General features: G+C 34.5%; 17 protein-coding genes. 11 read left to right on the top strand and 6 right to left on the bottom strand.

Annotated elements, in window-relative coordinates; translation table 11 throughout:
• Positions 1-31: 31 nt before the first annotated feature.
• The 8 genes from DK866_RS17180 (at position 32) to trmL (ending at position 7722) form a co-directional block, all read left to right on the top strand.
• Complete coding sequence (locus DK866_RS17180; protein WP_162557027.1) at positions 32-1228, top strand: hypothetical protein; 1197 nt, start codon at positions 32-34, stop codon at positions 1226-1228.
• Positions 1209-2159: a glycosyltransferase gene (locus DK866_RS17175; RefSeq protein WP_109409887.1), complete on the top strand. Its 951-nt coding sequence runs from the start codon at positions 1209-1211 to the stop codon at positions 2157-2159. Before DK866_RS17180 ends, DK866_RS17175 begins: the two co-directional genes overlap by 20 nt.
• Complete coding sequence (locus DK866_RS17170) at positions 2149-2901, top strand: glycosyltransferase family A protein (RefSeq protein WP_109409886.1); 753 nt, start codon at positions 2149-2151, stop codon at positions 2899-2901. Before DK866_RS17175 ends, DK866_RS17170 begins: the two co-directional genes overlap by 11 nt.
• A 9-nt stretch (positions 2902-2910) precedes the next feature.
• On the top strand, positions 2911-4077 hold the full coding sequence (locus DK866_RS17165) for a nucleotide sugar dehydrogenase (RefSeq protein WP_109409885.1): 1167 nt from the start codon (positions 2911-2913) through the stop codon (positions 4075-4077).
• A 23-nt stretch (positions 4078-4100) separates the two neighbouring features.
• Positions 4101-4862: a glycosyltransferase family 2 protein gene (locus DK866_RS17160; protein WP_109409884.1), complete on the top strand. Its 762-nt coding sequence runs from the start codon at positions 4101-4103 to the stop codon at positions 4860-4862.
• Position 4863: 1 nt separating this feature from the next.
• The gene (locus DK866_RS17155; protein ID WP_109409883.1) at positions 4864-5811 is read left to right on the top strand and encodes an NAD-dependent epimerase/dehydratase family protein; all 948 of its coding nucleotides are present in this window, start codon (positions 4864-4866) and stop codon (positions 5809-5811) included.
• A gap of 229 nt (positions 5812-6040) precedes the next feature.
• A complete protein-coding gene (locus DK866_RS17150; RefSeq protein ID WP_109409882.1) occupies positions 6041-7207 on the top strand; it encodes a nucleotide sugar dehydrogenase in 1167 nt (388 codons plus the stop codon).
• 11 nt (positions 7208-7218) lie between these two features.
• The gene (gene trmL / locus DK866_RS17145) at positions 7219-7722 is read left to right on the top strand and encodes a tRNA (uridine(34)/cytosine(34)/5-carboxymethylaminomethyluridine(34)-2'-O)-methyltransferase TrmL (RefSeq protein ID WP_109409881.1); all 504 of its coding nucleotides are present in this window, start codon (positions 7219-7221) and stop codon (positions 7720-7722) included.
• Positions 7723-7809: 87 nt separating this feature from the next.
• Here the strand turns inward: trmL and DK866_RS17140 are convergent, their stop codons facing one another.
• From DK866_RS17140 to DK866_RS17115, 6 genes are all read right to left on the bottom strand, one after another.
• Positions 7810-8769: a glycosyltransferase gene (locus DK866_RS17140; protein ID WP_109409934.1), complete on the bottom strand. Its 960-nt coding sequence runs from the start codon at positions 8767-8769 to the stop codon at positions 7810-7812.
• A gap of 22 nt (positions 8770-8791) precedes the next feature.
• On the bottom strand, positions 8792-9346 hold the full coding sequence (locus tag DK866_RS17135; protein ID WP_109409880.1) for a serine acetyltransferase: 555 nt from the start codon (positions 9344-9346) through the stop codon (positions 8792-8794).
• The gene (gene cysE / locus DK866_RS17130; RefSeq protein ID WP_109409879.1) at positions 9346-10167 is read right to left on the bottom strand and encodes a serine O-acetyltransferase; all 822 of its coding nucleotides are present in this window, start codon (positions 10165-10167) and stop codon (positions 9346-9348) included. The genes DK866_RS17135 and cysE overlap by 1 nt, the downstream gene beginning before the upstream one ends.
• Positions 10168-10257: 90 nt before the next feature.
• The gene (gpsA, locus tag DK866_RS17125; protein WP_109409878.1) at positions 10258-11274 is read right to left on the bottom strand and encodes an NAD(P)H-dependent glycerol-3-phosphate dehydrogenase; all 1017 of its coding nucleotides are present in this window, start codon (positions 11272-11274) and stop codon (positions 10258-10260) included.
• Entirely contained in the window at positions 11274-11744 is a 471-nt protein-coding gene (secB, locus tag DK866_RS17120; RefSeq protein WP_006534205.1) for a protein-export chaperone SecB, read from the bottom strand. Before secB ends, gpsA begins: the two co-directional genes overlap by 1 nt.
• A 69-nt stretch (positions 11745-11813) precedes the next feature.
• The gene (locus DK866_RS17115; protein WP_023583406.1) at positions 11814-12251 is read right to left on the bottom strand and encodes a rhodanese-like domain-containing protein; all 438 of its coding nucleotides are present in this window, start codon (positions 12249-12251) and stop codon (positions 11814-11816) included.
• 353 nt (positions 12252-12604) lie between these two features.
• Here DK866_RS17115 and rimO point away from each other — a divergent pair, with 353 nt between their 5' ends.
• The 3 genes from rimO to DK866_RS17095 all read left to right on the top strand — a co-directional run bounded on the left by rimO (position 12605) and on the right by DK866_RS17095 (position 16409).
• Positions 12605-13933 carry a 30S ribosomal protein S12 methylthiotransferase RimO gene (rimO, locus tag DK866_RS17105; protein ID WP_072070442.1) on the top strand — a complete coding sequence of 443 codons (1329 nt, stop codon included), beginning with the start codon at positions 12605-12607 and terminating at the stop codon, positions 13931-13933.
• A gap of 215 nt (positions 13934-14148) precedes the next feature.
• Positions 14149-15441, top strand: a complete 1293-nt coding sequence (gene envC / locus DK866_RS17100; protein WP_109409876.1) for a murein hydrolase activator EnvC — start codon at positions 14149-14151, stop codon at positions 15439-15441.
• Between the two features lie 2 nt (positions 15442-15443).
• Complete coding sequence (locus DK866_RS17095) at positions 15444-16409, top strand: divergent polysaccharide deacetylase family protein (protein ID WP_109409875.1); 966 nt, start codon at positions 15444-15446, stop codon at positions 16407-16409.
• Positions 16410-16570: the final 161 nt, after the last annotated feature.

Genomic DNA, 16570 nt, shown 5'->3' with positions numbered 1-16570 from the left:
TAAAAATTGCATCAAAGAATCTAGTATAGAATTGAAAACATTATTAGTATATTCATTAGGTATTACTATTTTACCAGGAATACTTATTTCCCCTCTAATTTATGATATTACACCAAGATTAAAAAACATTACCTTAGAAACTAGCATATTAGTTTCTATTATTTCTTTATATTTTTTATCCATATTTTTAATCCCTATATATATAATAAATAAAAAATATAAAAATATAAAAATAGAATTAACACATTCAGATATCTCTTTATCAAAGCTGCTATTGTTATTATCTATTTTTTATTTATTTATAAGATTAATCTTATATTATAAGAATACACCTTTATATTTCATAATAAACAATGATGTTGCTGGAGCTGCACAATCTAGACAGTTAATTCAGAGCAAGAAACTAGGGATTGATATTCCATATATAGGTGCAACATTTAAGATATTTATATCTTTAACTACATATTCCTTCTATATAAGCTATTTGAAGCACAACAAATACTTTTATTATTTCCTGATAAGTTTTATTTTTTCTATATTATACTTTATATTGGACATGCAAAAGGCGCCAATATTTATTATCATAACCAATTTAATACTTATTTATTACAACCTAAAAAAACTCAATATTAAGCTTATTCTTTTAATTGTATTATCTTTATTATCTTTAATTACCTTAGTAATATCAACATCAGGAAACAATAATATATTACATATAATTTATAGTATCATTGATAGAATCATATTAGGACAAATTCAATCAATGTATTATATGTTTCAATATTTAGATCCTTCATTATCTGGATTTGGATATGATTTTTATTTTTCTTCTTTATTTAATGAAAGAACAAATGACTTACCACCAAATATAAAAATTATACCTTATATACCTTTATATGAAAACAATCATACATTAGTTAACGTAAATACATTTTACTTTGGTGACACATGGTCATATCTAGGGTGGTTAGGCATTTTCATTATACCTCCAATTATAGCTTTTATCTTTTATTTAACTTTAGTGTTTTTCGATAAAATTAAAAAAGACACTATTTACTTGTGCTTAAGCATTACATTTTTTTCATTTTATCCTATAACCAGATCACTAACAGAAATTTTATCCTTTAAATATTTATTACATTATATCATATTTGGATATATACCATTATTTATATTAAAAAACATTCACAAACATTTAAGAAAAAAAAATGAATACGGGAAAATTTAAAGCGAGTATAGTGCTGTTATGTTACAATCAAGAAAGAACAATTAAAGATTCTTTAATTTCTGCTATTAATCAAAATTATTCTTATAGATATAAAATAATTGTTTGTGATGATGGTAGTAAAGATAATACAGTTACTATAATTAATAATATTGCTAAAAACAATAAAAGCATCGTTGTGTTATCTAGTGATAAGAATGAAGGTATTGCTAAAAATTTTAATAAAGCTATTCCATATATAGAAGGTAGTTACTTTATCACTCAAGCTGGTGATGATATTTCTCTTCCCAATAGATTAGCGATTACAGAAAAATACCTTTTGAAAGATAATAACCAGGCATTTTTTAGTTCTACAATAGATATAGACTCCAAATCTAAGATTTTAAATACTAATCATGGAAGTAATATAAATGAAAGAAACAAAAAATTAGGTGGTTTAAATTTAATAACCTGTATTTTAAATGAAGGTGGAATTTTAGGTGCTTCAGCAGGATATAAAACATCAATAATTAAATATGGCCCACTTAGTTTAAGTAATTTTAGTGAAGATAAAATACTAACTGCCCGTGCAGCATCTTTAGGCAGTATTTATTTTTTTAATAATGCATTAGTTAAATATCGAAGAGGAAGTGGCGTATCTATTATTACATCACATACTTACTATAAGTCAATGGCAAAACTAATGTATCGAAGAAATCGATTTTATAAATCAATTATTTCAGATTGTTTATTGTCAAAAAAATTATATCTTATAAAAAATATAGATAAAAAAATATACAAATCTCGCCTTTCATCTTGGCATGCATATCAGCTTTTAAAAAACAAATTACCTTTTTATAAGTTTTTATTCTATACACTTATATATAGAAACTATAATAATATTACTGTAAGAGCTATATATCAATTTTTAAAAGGTAAAATTCATGCTTTATAAAGATCTCAGCCTGTTGATATCCACTATGGCGGGCAGAATAAACGGTGTTGACCAAGTAATAAAAAGTATTAAAAATAAAGAAATTAAATTTATTATCGTAATACAAAAATATTGCGATTTAAATGCTAGTGAGAGCGAATTAATAGATACACTCAATTTAAATGATAATATTACCATTATTTTCACCAATACAATCGGTGTTACAAAAAGTAGAAATATTGCTTTAAAGAACTTAAAAACAAAGTTTGCACTATTTTGTGATGATGATGTCATCTATACTAAAAATCTATTAGAAATACTAAAAGAATCATTTGATAAATATAATAACGCAGGCTTTTTAACTTTTAATATTCAGGATGAGTTTGGTAATCCTTTAAAAAATTATCCTTCTAAAATAATAAAACATTCTAAACTATCCATATTAAAAGTTGGTACTATTGAAATTGCTATTAATAGAGATGTTTGCCCTAGCTTTCTATTCCCTGAAGATATGGGGGCAGGTCAATATCTTTTTTGCTGTGATGAGCCTGTATTTCTTGGAGAGATTTTAAATTCAAAAGCTATAGGTTTTCACATACCTAAAACAATATGTACTCACCCCAAAGTATCTTCAGGTAAAAATTTAAAATCTAAACAAGCTCTACTTTCCCGTTATCACTGTTTTAATAGAATATTTGGAACAATAATTGGAAATTTTATTTTTATACTTTTTTTAATAAAGAATTTAAAGAAAGTAATATAGGATAATATGATGAAAATCACAATCTCTGGTACCGGCTATGTCGGTCTATCTAACGGAATACTTCTTTCCCAAAACAACAAAGTTGTTGCGTTAGATATCAATAAAGAAAAAGTTGAATTACTGAACAAAAAAATCTCTCCAATAACAGATAAAGAAATTGAAGAGTTTTTAGCAAGCAAAAAGCTCGACTTTACAGCTACATTAGATAAAGAATTCGCTTATAAAGATGCTGATTTCGTTATCATTGCAACGCCTACCGATTACGATCCTAAAACAAATTACTTTAACACATCTTCTGTAGAATCTGTTATCCGTGATGTTTTAGAATATAATCCAAGCACAACGATGATTATAAAATCAACAATCCCTGTTGGTTTTACCAAAGAAATGAGAGAGAAATATAATACAGATAATATTATTTTCTCTCCTGAATTCTTACGTGAAGGTCGTGCACTTTACGATAATCTTTATCCATCTCGTATTGTTATCGGTGAGCAATCAGAAAGAGCGCAAAAGTTTGCAGACCTTTTACAACAAGGTGCACTGAAAAAAGATATTGATGTTCTGTTCACTGACTCTACAGAAGCAGAAGCGATTAAACTATTTGCTAATACTTATTTAGCACTGCGTGTTGCTTACTTTAATGAGTTAGATAGCTATGCTCAAGCTTATGGCTTAAATGCAAAACAAATCATTGAAGGTGTCTGTTTAGATCCTCGTATCGGCAATCATTATAATAATCCATCGTTTGGTTATGGTGGTTACTGTTTACCAAAAGATACCAAACAACTGTTAGCAAACTACGACTCTGTTCCTAATAATATTATTAGTGCCATCGTTGAAGCTAACCGCACTCGTAAAGATTTTATTGCCGACTCAATTATCGCTAAATCACCAAAAATCGTAGGTGTTTATCGTTTAATTATGAAGTCTGGTTCTGATAATTTCCGTTCTTCCTCTATCCAAGGCATTATGAAACGCATTAAAGCCAAAGGGATTGAAGTGGTAATCTATGAACCAGAGATGAAAGAAGAAACCTTCTTTAATTCAAAATTAGTTCGTGATTTAAATGAATTTAAATCGATCTCTGATGTTATTATTACCAATAGAATGGCATCGTTACTAAGTGATGTTGAAGAAAAAGTTTATACCCGTGACCTATTTGGTAACGATTAATTATATAGATTTAGGTATCTCCTATGTTATTGACCCCGTCTAATGATAATACTCTCGTTTCTATTATAATGCCTTGCTTTAATTCAGCTAGTTTTATACAGGAATCTATTAGATCTGTCTTATCTCAAACTTATCATAATTTTGAATTAATAGTTATAGATGACGCATCTAAAGATAATAGCCTAGATATTATTAAGTCATTTAGTGATGAGAGAATAAAAATTATAGAATTAAAAACGAATCAAGGTGCAGGTCTTTCTAGAAATAAAGGAATTGAGGCTGCTCAAGGAAGATTTATTGCTTTTTTAGATAGCGATGATTTATGGCATAAAGATAAGTTATCATTACAAATAAGTTTCATGAAAGATAATGGACATCATCTTACATATACCGACTATCAATGCTTTGATAAAGCAGGCATGAAAAACATAAAAAAACCACCAAAATCAACAAATTATAATGATTTATTGTATTGTAATGTTATTGGATGTTTGACTGCTATTTATGATGCTCAATTAGTTGGTAAGCAATATATGCCGTTAATTAGAAAAAGACAAGATATGGGACTATGGCTAAAAATTATGAAAAATTATGGTCCTGCTTACTGTTTACCAAATGTTTTGGCATATTATCGACTTGATTCAGGTATGACACAAAATAAGGCTAATGCAGCTTTATATCAATGGGTATTTTATAGAAAAGAATTAAAATTCAATATATTAAAGTCAACTAAATATTTTATAGGCTATGCTTATAATGGTTTAATAAAAAATAAGGTATTTTGATATGATTACAATCATCGGTGGTTCAGGTTTTATTGGTACTCGTCTTTCAGATCAATTAACTAAAGAAAATATTGATTTTAAAATCGTAGATATCGCCAAAAGTGAGAAATACCCAGAGAAATGGGAATTTGGAGATGTTACAAAACCTGAATCATTACTTGAACCACTAAATGGCTCTAATGTTATTATTAATTTAGCCGCACAACATAAAGATAATGTTCACCCTATTAGTCTATATTATGATGTCAATGTGGATGGAGCTAAAAATGTTTGTGATGTTGCTGAACGACTAGATATTAAACATATCGTATTTACTTCATCCGTGGCTGTATATGGATTTGTTGAAAAAGAAACGGGTGAAGATGGAGAGTTCCATCCATTTAACGATTATGGAAAATCAAAGCTTGAAGCTGAACATAAATATGAAGCTTGGTATAAAAAAAATATTACGAATACTTTAGTTGTTATCAGACCAACTGTTGTATTTGGTGAAGGAAATCGAGGTAATGTCTATAACTTATTCCGTCAAATAGCATCAGGTAAGTTTTTAATGGTTGGCTCTGGTAATAATCAAAAATCAATGGCTTACGTGGAAAATATTGCTTCATTTTTAAAATTTGCTACCCAACTAAAGGCAGGACATCACATATTTAATTATATTGATAAGCCTGACTTTACAATGAATGAACTCACCGACATTATTTATACAGCTTTAGATAAACGTCATAGCCATATTAAAGTACCTTATGCTATTGGATTACTTGGCGGGTATTGCTTTGATATTCTTTCAAAAGTAACTGGTAAAGAATTCCCTGTTAGTAGTATTCGAATCAAAAAATTCTGTGCTCGTACTCAATTTAAATCAAATAGTATTGCTAATACTGATTTTAAAGCTCCAGTGACTCTTGAGCAAGGTATTGCTAACACAGTGAAAAATGAATTTTTATAAAAAATTAGTTTTAAACGATCTTTGTATTAACAAATAATTAAAATATACCCTACACTTCTCAAGTTACTTTCTAATAAAAAATTAATTTCATGTTAATTTAATAAGTATATGATCCTTATAATTACTAAATACACTATACGTTTACTAGCGAGTGAAAATTAACACTAAAATATATATTTTTATTCTAGTATAGTGAAATTATATAAATATACTTTAGATAAGAGAAACCATGAAAATCACAATCTCCGGAACCGGCTATGTCGGTCTATCTAACGGGATACTTCTTTCCCAAAACAACAATGTTGTTGCATTAGATATCAATAAAGAAAAAGTTGAATTACTTAACAAAAAAATCTCTCCAATTACAGATAAAGAAATTGAAGAGTTTTTAGCAACCAAAGAGCTCGACTTTACGGCTACATTAGATAAAGAATTCGCTTATAAAGATGCTGATTTCGTTATCATTGCAACGCCTACCGATTATGATCCTAAAACAAATTACTTTAACACATCTTCTGTAGAATCTGTTATCCGTGATGTTTTAGAATATAATCCAAATACGACAATGATTATTAAATCAACCATTCCTGTTGGTTTTACAAAAGAAATGAGAGAGAAATATAATACGGATAATATTATTTTCTCACCAGAATTCTTACGTGAAGGTCGTGCACTTTACGATAACTTATACCCTTCTCGTATTGTGATTGGCGAGCAATCAGAAAGAGCACAAAAGTTTGCAGACCTTTTACAACAAGGTGCATTAAAGAAAGATATTGATGTTCTGTTCACTGACTCAACAGAAGCAGAAGCTATAAAATTATTTGCTAATACTTATTTAGCACTGCGTGTTGCTTACTTTAATGAACTTGATAGCTATGCTGAATCTTACGGTTTGAACTCAAAACAAATCATTGAAGGTGTCTGTTTAGATCCTCGTATCGGCAATCATTATAATAATCCATCATTCGGTTATGGTGGTTATTGCTTACCAAAAGATACTAAACAGCTATTAGCAAACTACGACTCGGTACCTAATAATATTATTAGTGCCATCGTTGAAGCTAATCGCACACGTAAAGACTTTATTGCAGACTCAATTATCGCTAAATCGCCAAAAATCGTGGGCGTTTATCGTTTAATTATGAAATCTGGTTCTGATAATTTCCGCTCTTCCTCTATCCAAGGCATTATGAAGCGTATTAAGGCCAAAGGTATCGAAGTGGTGATTTATGAGCCAGAAATGAAAGAAGAAACCTTCTTTAACTCAAAATTAATTCGTGATTTAAATGAGTTTAAAACTATGTCTGATGTCATTATTACCAATAGAATGTCATCTGTACTAAACGACGTTGAAGAAAAAGTTTATACTCGAGATCTCTTTGGTAACGACTAAACCGATTTTATATGCTCAATATCGTCTTATTTGAACCCGAAATTCCACCGAATACGGGTAATATTATCCGCCTGTGTGCTAACACAGGCTTTCATCTTCATTTGATCCAACCATTGGGTTTTACTTGGGATGATAAACGTCTGCGTCGTGCAGGGCTTGATTATCGTGAGTTTGCTGATATTAAACAGCACCACGATTACTATGCTTTTTTAGAAAGTGAAGGTTTAAACCCTGATAATGCACAATCGCCAACTGGCGCACGTGTATTTGCGTTAACGACAAAAGGCACACCAACACATAGTAATGTGAGTTATCAAGATGGAGATTATCTCCTTTTTGGGCCTGAAACTCGTGGTTTACCGCCTTATGTGTTAGACAATATGCCAACACAGCAGAAAATCAGAGTTCCAATGCTTGCTGATAGCCGTAGTATGAACCTGTCAAATACCGTTGCCGTTGTGGTTTTTGAAGCATGGCGTCAACTTGGTTATCCTGGTGCGTTATTAAGAGATTGATCTTTCGATACAAAAATGACCTTATAGGATTTATATTTCCAATAAGGTCATTTTTATTTATGCTTCCAAGAACATCACTATTCCAATCTATTTTTTCTTATTATATTTTTTCATCAAAAAATACCATCTCGCTCTCAATTTCATTAAAAATGATGAGAAATCATTTACTAGTACCTTCCTTTCTAAGATTTTTTTCTTAAAGCTATTTTTTAATTTTAGTTCTTCACTATATTCTTTAGCATTAAATTGCTGTTCAATCTTTTCAAGTAGGGCTTTACACCTTACTACCTGTTCTTTAGTTTTTTTATTATTATCTAATAATAACGCATAATCCTCTTCATTAATGAGAATACCAAAATACTTTAATAGTTTTCGTCCTAATTTTTCAGCTGTATTTTTTTGAATTTCTTTATATTTAGAGCGTTCTACTGTTGGGTGAGTACGGTAATAAAGTAATGGTATAGGAAGATTATGAAGCTTAATTTTTCCTGTTATGATTAGATTTACCCATAAACCATAATCTTCTGCGTAAAGATCCTCTTTGTTATATCCACCAACAGATAAAATATCCAATTTCCGATAAATAACGGTTGGATGAGCTAATGAACAATCGTAAAGGCTAGAGATAACAATATCTGTATGTGTTTCAGGGTAAATATTAATTCTATCAGGATCTTCTTGATAAATAAAACCACCACCACACACACTGATATTGGGATTATCTACCATAAATTGATACTGTTCTTCTAATCTTGAAGCAATCGCTATATCATCAGAATCCATTCGAGCAATAAGATCACATGAGGCTAGCTTTAATCCCTTATTTAAAGATGCAATTAACCCAATATTCTCTTCATTGATAATAACTTTTATTCTTGGATCTTTTTCAGCATTTTCTTTTAAAATATTAAATGAATTATCTGTTGAGCCATCACTAATAATGAGAAACTCAAATTCAGTGAATGTTTGGTTCAATATAGAATCTATAGACTCTTGTAGGTACTTCTCATCATTATATACCGACATTAATACGGTAATTTTAGGCATAATATTTTTCATTAATATATTTTCAGCAATATTTATTAATCTCAAAACTCATCTTATTAATATACCTACACCCTTCTCCCACATCCTTTAATACCAATGCGTGAGCACCAATCACCGCATTATCACCTATCTCTATCTCTCCGCCAATAATCGAAGAATTACAACCAATATAAACATGGTTGCCAACTCGAATATCTGCTTTGCCATCCTTATCTTTTACGCCGATGGTCACACCTTGCATTAATGTCACATTCTCACCTAATTGGCAGTAATTAGTCAGTACGATCCCTATGGGATGAGGTAACGAAAGGCCTTTGCCTATGCGAGCTCTTAGTGAGATATCGTTGCAATATTTACGATTATTTTTAGTACCAATACGAATGCCTAATTTTTTAAGAAAACGATTTTTAGAAAAATAAAAGAATTGGGCGACACGCCACCAAAATAGATAACGTGAACGTTGACAGAAAAAGACGCGATGAAATAGTCTTATCCAACTAAAAGGCTTGTTATCACCAATATACTCAGCATGTAAACAAGCCTTAAGTTCAGAGAGCATAACTTCAGTTAATGCCATTAAATGCCATCACCACATTCAAAACCAGACACCACACCATTAAAGTGTTGATCCATATCGAGTGAAGGCTTGTCACTCGTTGGCTTACCGACAATACGGGCAGGAACACCAGCAACTGTAGTGTGTGCAGGAACTTCATGTAAAACGACTGATCCCGCACCAATTTTGGCACCGCGACCAATCTCAATATTACCGAGTATTTTAGCACCCGCACCAATCATCACACCTTCACGTACTTTAGGATGACGATCACCACAAGTTTTACCTGTTCCACCTAAAGTCACGGATTGTAAAATAGAAACATCGTTCTCTACAATAGCCGTTTCACCAATGACAATGCCCGTTGCGTGATCAAGCATAATACCGTGACCAATACGTGCAGCAGGGTGAATATCGACACCAAAAGTCACAGAGATTTGGTTTTGCAGATAAACGGCAAGCGCTTTACGATCTTGGTTCCATAACCAATGAGCTATACGATAAGCCTGTAGCGCATGAAACCCTTTTAAATAAAGTAGTGGCGTAGAGTATTTATCAACTGCAGGGTCACGTAAACGAACGGCTGAAATATCATAAGCCGCTGATTCAATCATAGAATTATCGCTACGATATGCTTCTTCAACAATCTCACGAACAGCGATCGCAGGCATCGTCTGAGTTGCCAGCTTATTCGCCAACATATAACTTAAGGCGCTCCCTAAGTTTTCATGTTTGAGTAATGTCGCATGGAAGAAACTCGCCAAAATTGGCTCACAATCTGCCAAACATCTTGCTTCATTTTTAATATGATCCCAGACTCTTTTTAGCTCTTCTAGCGACATACTCACTCTCATTCTTTTTACATTGAAGCCTAAGTAAAAACTTAGGCTTTTTATGTTTAAAACAGAAATAAATAACTATCTAAAATAGACTTAGAAAAGATTGCTGTCTATCTCATCTTTAGTGGCTCGGCCTAATAAAGATAATGCGGCTTCTTTCGCGTCTTTATGCTGATATAAAATTTGGTAGATCTGCTCTGTGATAGGCATTTCAACACCGACTTGTTCTGCTAATGCTCGAACTTCTTTGGTATTGCGATAACCTTCAACGACTTGCCCAATTTTTTCTTGGGCAGTATCAACATCAAAACCTTGGCCTAGCATCATACCAAATCGACGATTACGAGATTGGTTATCGGTACAGGTTAAAACTAAATCTCCCAATCCTGCCATTCCCATAAACGTTGCCGCATCTGCACCTAATGCTTTACCTAAACGGCTCATTTCAGCAAGGCCACGAGTGATTAGTGCTGTACGTGCATTCGCACCAAACCCCATACCATCAGACATACCTGCGCCAATCGCAATCACGTTTTTTACCGCGCCACCTAATTGCACACCGATAAAGTCAGGATTTTTATACACACGGAAACTTTTGCCACAATGGAACAACTGCTGTAACTCTTCAGAGAAGGTATTGTTCGTTGATGCAACTGAAATCGCAGTAGGCAGACCTGCTGCAAGCTCTTTGGCAAAAGTAGGGCCTGATAAAACTGCTAGCGGGATTTCATTACCTAATACTTCACGCGCTACATCTTGCAACAAGCGACCAGTATGAGCCTCAAGTCCTTTTGTCGCCCAAACAACACGTGCATCCTGACGTAAAAAGGGTTTGATCTGTTGTAATACATCACCAAAAACATGGCTTGGGATCACAACAAGAATATTACGGCTGGCTTCAATGGCTTTTTGCAAAGAAGCTTCCATGTATAAACTATCAGGAAAGGAAACATCGGGCAGAAATGCCTGATTACAGCGTGCTTGCTCTAATGCAGCAACATGCTCAGGATCATGACCCCAAAGTACAACATCATGGCCATTGCGCGCTAAGGTAATCGCTAAAGCGGTGCCGTATGAACCGGCACCGATAACTGTCATAGAAGCGTTCATTAAGCTTCTTCAGCCCCTTCATTAGCAGCATCAGTTTGTTGCTGTTGTAAATAGTTCATAAACAACGCATCAAAGTTAACTGGTGCTAAGTTCAGTTGTGGGAAAGTACCACGGCTGACTAAGTTAGTGATACATTCACGAGCATAAGGGAACAGAACGTTAGGGCAATATGCACCTAAGCAATGTGCTAATTGAGTGCCTTCAATACCTTCAACAGTGAAGATACCTGCTTGTTGCACTTCGCACAGGAATGCAGTTTCGTTATCCATAGTTGCAGTTACAGTGACACGCAAAATAACTTCATACACATTTTCAGCTAAAGTATTAGAAGATGTATCTAGATCTAATTTAACTTCTGGTTGCCACTCTTTTTGGAAAACTTGTGGAGCATTAGGCGCTTCAAAAGAGATATCTTTTGTATAGATACGCTGAATTTGAAAAGTCATCTCTTGGTTTTGCTGTTCTGACATAATAATCTTACCTTTTTATATCCTTATTAATTGAATAGCAGTAAGTATAGAACTCAATCTGCTCGCTCGTTATTTTTTACCCTTAGCCAGTGGTAAATTTTCACCACTCCAGCCTGAAAGACCATCTTTTAAGATAAAGACTTTTTCAAAACCGAGTTTAATTAGGCTTTCAGCAGGTTTTGCACCTTCAATGCCTGACGGTGATACAACAATAACTGGCTGTGATTTATATTTCTCCAGCTCAGCAATATTATTATTTTTGATTTCAGAAGGCGTTAAATTGATAGAATCAATGATGTGTCCTTTACGGAATTCATCACGGCTACGGATATCAACACATACCGCATTCTCTTTATTTATCAAAGAAATCGCTTCTGTACGGGAAATATTTTTCGTCTTAGAAAAAAGCCCTTTAAAGGTCAATACAATGACCGCCACCAGCAGCGCAACCCAAACAAAACTTAACAGGGTGTGCCGGTTGAAAAATTGCATTACTTCTTGCAGCATAGGATGCAATCACTCTCGTTAGTTAAAAATAGTATCAAAGAGCCAAAGTATACCTTTGTCATGGCGCAATTACAGCCTATTCCTGCGTTTCTCTTTCAGTTTTTGCGGAAAGTTTCTCAACAATCATTTTTTTTATTGACGGATTTATGTACCATTAGCATCGGATTTATGAAAAATGATGAATTAAAAAGGTCACCCCTTTTTACTCTACAAGATCCCTCTTCAGGCAAGCTATTAATAAATCAGCATCCCTTATAATGGCTATTTACGTAGAAATCACCCTTTGCGTAAAATTCACACCTGTCTGAGAAACAACAATCTGTTATTTATTTAAAAGTATTGAGAACACGAGCATGTCGCAAACAAATCAAGTGCCTAAAATTGGATTCGTTTCATTAGGTTGTCCTAAAAATTTAGTGGACTCTGAACGTATCCTAACCGAACTGCGTACAGAAGGTTATCAAGTTGTTCCTACCTATAATGATGCTGATTTAGTCATCGTCAACACCTGTGGGTTTATTGACAGCGCAGTACAAGAATCACTAGAAGCAATTGGTGAAGCACTCGATGAAAACGGTAAAGTCATTGTTACTGGTTGTTTAGGTGCAAAAGAGAATCAAATTCGTGAAGTGCACCCAAAGGTACTCGAAATCACAGGACCTCATAGTTACGAACAAGTTTTATCACATATTCATCACTATGTACCAAAACCTGATCACAACCCTTTTATCAGCCTTGTACCCGAACAAGGTGTCAAGTTAACACCTCGTCATTACGCCTATTTGAAAATTTCTGAAGGTTGTAATCATCGTTGTACATTCTGCATCATCCCATCAATGCGTGGTGATTTAGACAGTCGTCCAATTGGTGAAGTATTAAATGAAGCCAAAAGATTAGTCAACGCAGGGGTAAAAGAATTACTGGTTATCTCACAAGATACGTCTGCTTATGGTGTTGATACTAAGCATCAAACAGGATTTTGGGATGGAATGCCAGTTAAAACCAGTATGGTGAGTCTATGTGAACAGCTTGCAAAATTAGGGATTTGGGTTCGTTTGCATTATGTTTATCCGTATCCACATGTTGATGATGTTATTCCTTTAATGGCTGAAGGCAAAATTTTGCCTTATTTAGATATTCCATTACAACACGCAAGCCCGAAAGTTTTAAAACTGATGAAACGCCCAGGCTCTGTTGAGCGCACCTTAGAGCGTGTAAAACGCTGGCGTGAAATTTGCCCCGAATTAACCTTACGTTCTACTTTTATTGTTGGTTTTCCGGGTGAAACAGAAGAAGATTTCCAAATGTTATTGGATTTCCTCACCGAAGCACGCTTAGATCGTGTTGGTTGCTTTAAATACAGCCCTGTTGATGGCGCGAAAGCGAATGAATTAGCCGATCAAGTACCTGAAGAAGTGAAAGAAGAACGCTATCACCGTTTTATGAAACTACAACAACAAATTTCGACTGAACGCTTACAAGAGAAAATTGGTAAAGTGCTACTTGTTATGATTGATGAAGTCGATGAAGAAGGCGCTATTGGTCGAAGTATGGCTGATGCACCTGAAATTGATGGTGCGGTTTACCTTAATGAGCAGTTTGATGTTGAACCAGGACAAATCGTTCGTGTTCTTATTGAACATGCAGATGAATATGACCTTTGGGGTACTATCGTCGAATAATATCTCTTGTGGACAGCGTGATATTTTATTGCGCTGTCACACGGATTGCCTCTTTTTTCCTCTCTCCTTCTATTATTGCTTTATAATCTCTTATTAATTGAATAGATTACCTGTTAGGTATTATCTGAAATTTCGGCTTTATTTCATGTTAGCTGGTCAGTTGTTTTGTGGCATGAAATAATCTTACAAACTGTTATGAAAGGTACGTTGGTCAGATGGCAGAGAAAATGGATCTTCAAAAAAAAACACATCAGTCTTATCGTGTATTTTCTTTACCGTTAATCACGTTGCTTATTAGTACAACTCTCTTTTCAGCCGCACCTGTTTTTGCCAATTCATTAACAGATAACCGCAATCAATTAAAAGATCTACAAACCACGATTGCGGAAAAAGAGAAACAAGTTCAAGAGCAACAAAAACAACGTACTGCGCTTCTTAATCAATTAAAAACGCAAGAAACACAAATCTCTAATGCAGGTCGTTCAGTGCATGAAACTCAAAGTCGCTTACAAACTTTAGGTAAAGAGATCAAAACCATCACCGCGAATATTGCACGTCTACAAAAACAATATCATTCACAACAAGAGTTATTAGCCCGCCAAATGGACGCCGCTTATCGTCAGGGTAAACACCAAGGTATTGAACTTCTATTTCGTGGGGAAGAAGGCCAGCGTGAAGAGCGTATTCTAGCGTATTACAGCTATATCAACGACGCACGAAAAGAGACAATGGCCGAACTGGCTCAAACCTCAAAAGAGCTTGAGGCTGAAAAAACCGCACAGCAAGCAAAACAGAACGAACAAAAACAAGTCTTAACTAAACAACAGCAAGAAAAACAAAAGCTTGATAACGCATTAGCAGCTCGACAAAAAACACTAACCCAACTTGAATCCACCTTAAAAGCGGATCAGAAAAACTTAGCCACTATGCGAGCTAACGAAGCCCAATTAAGAAATAAAATCGCTCAAGCAGAGCGAGAAGCTAAGGCCCGTGCAGAGCGAGAAGCTCGAGAAGCTGCCCGCATCGCCGCCAAACAACGTGAAGCCCAACAGCGAGGTTCAACCTATAAACCAACGGCTGAAGAACAATCATTGATGTCACGTACAGGCGGTTTAGGTAAACCTGCAGGACAAGCTATTTGGCCAATTAGGGGCTCTTTATTACACCGTTTTGGTGAATCTATTTCTGGCTCTGGTGAATTACGTTGGAAAGGAATTGTGATACCTGCAGCTCAAGGCACAGAGGTAAAAGCCATTGCTGATGGTCGTGTATTACTTGCAGATTGGCTTCAAGGTTATGGTTTAGTTGTCGTGGTTGAACATGGGAAAGGAGATATGAGCCTTTACGGTTATAACCAAAGTGCTTTAGTGAATGTCGGTCAGCAAGTAAAAGCGGGCCAATCTATTGCTTTAGTCGGTAATAGTGGTGGACAAGAGCGTTCAGCACTCTATTTTGAAATTAGACGTCAAGGAAAAGCAGTAAACCCCGTTCCTTGGCTTGGGAGGTAGGTTTGAAATTACTTGGCACATTACAACGCAAGAGTGCTTTTTTACTTAGTTTAATGTTGCTAAGTCTGGTTGTGAGTACACCTACATTTGCAGCCAAATTAGCCATTGTGATTGATGATTTTGGGTATCGTAAAAAAGAAGATAACCAAATTTTGCAACTTCCAACTGCGGTTTCTATCGCCATTTTGCCTGATTCACCTCATGGAAAAGAAGTGGCGAATAAAGCACATGCACAAGGGCGGGAAATTCTTATCCATATGCCCATGGCGCCCATTAGTAAACAACCTCTAGAGCGCGACACACTAAAACCGTCAATGGATCAGGCTGAAATTAACCGTATTATTCAACATGCTATTAATAATGTCCCTTACGCTGTCGGTATGAATAACCATATGGGCAGTGCGATGACATCAGATAGACAAGCGATGGATAGAGTTATTAAAGCGCTTAATCACTCAAACCTCTATTTTTTAGATAGCGTAACCATTGGTAATACACAAGCTGCCATTGCTGCTAAAGCCGCAGGAGTTCCTTCTTTGCGTCGCCATGTCTTTCTCGATAACGTACAAACAGAAGCTGAGACTCGCCAACAACTTGCTCGTGCAATTGCTTTAGCGCGAAAAAATGGCTCAGCCATCGCTATTGGACACCCTCACCCTTCTACCGTCAGAGCATTGCAACAACAACTGCCTTTACTACCTGCTGATATTCAACTTGTAGCGCCGAGTGCGCTATTAAAACCACAAACAGAAAAACCGGCACAGCCTGAACCACCAAAAGTTGTACCACCAACAAAACAACCGCAAGAGCCAAAACCCGCTTCATGGTTAAAACCCGCACAAGAAGCGATTGTTTCGATGAAAAAAAGTACGCTGATTAATACGTTATCCAATGGATTTGGCTCATCAGAAAAAAAGATATTACCCTCTCCACCTAGTCCTAATTCAATGGATGAAATTAAAAAGTAACGCAATAAAAAAGAGCCTTAAAAGGCTCTTTTTTTGCTTAATTGACCCGTCCTAAATAAGGTTAACACTTTTCCAATCTGAAATTGGAGAATGTAATGAAACCAATCACTAAACGAACTCAACGCGATTATTCTCTCGCTTTTAAATTACAGCTTGTTGAC

It is taken from the genome of Proteus genomosp. 4 str. ATCC 51469, assembly GCF_003144375.1.
Lineage (GTDB): Bacteria > Pseudomonadota > Gammaproteobacteria > Enterobacterales > Enterobacteriaceae > Proteus.
The sequence above is the reverse complement of the archived record's forward strand: the minus strand, read 5'-3'. Positions and strand labels throughout refer to the sequence as shown.